This is a genomic window from Pseudoalteromonas sp. S558 (assembly GCF_005886635.1).
GTDB classification, from domain to species: domain Bacteria; phylum Pseudomonadota; class Gammaproteobacteria; order Enterobacterales; family Alteromonadaceae; genus Pseudoalteromonas; species Pseudoalteromonas aliena.
In genome coordinates, this window is record NZ_PNDU01000646.1 from 1 (window position 1) to 263 (window position 263).

Below are 263 nucleotides of genomic sequence, written 5' to 3' on the forward strand. Positions count from 1 at the left end.
TGCGTACTCAAAATATTTCTCACCGCGTTAGTGGTAGCACATTTGTAGATGAGCAACCATTAATTGAATTAACCTCTCCAGCACTAAAACTAGTAAAAAGCTTTACTCAAAAAATACCTGTCCGTGCACAACACGAAACCACAATTGAATCGGCACTTAAGCAAATAAATGCCAAACACTCTGATATAATTTTGGTCACTGCTGATAATCATAAATTCGTTGGCATTGTTTCTAGCGCTTAATTCCCACGCAGAAAACGTCCG

The 263-nt window shown here is 38.4% G+C and carries 1 pseudogene; it reads left to right on the forward strand.

Annotated elements, in window-relative coordinates:
- Positions 1-242, forward strand: a pseudogene (locus CWB66_RS21785) (CBS domain-containing protein); the annotation flags it as partial.
- Positions 243-263: the final 21 nt, after the last annotated feature.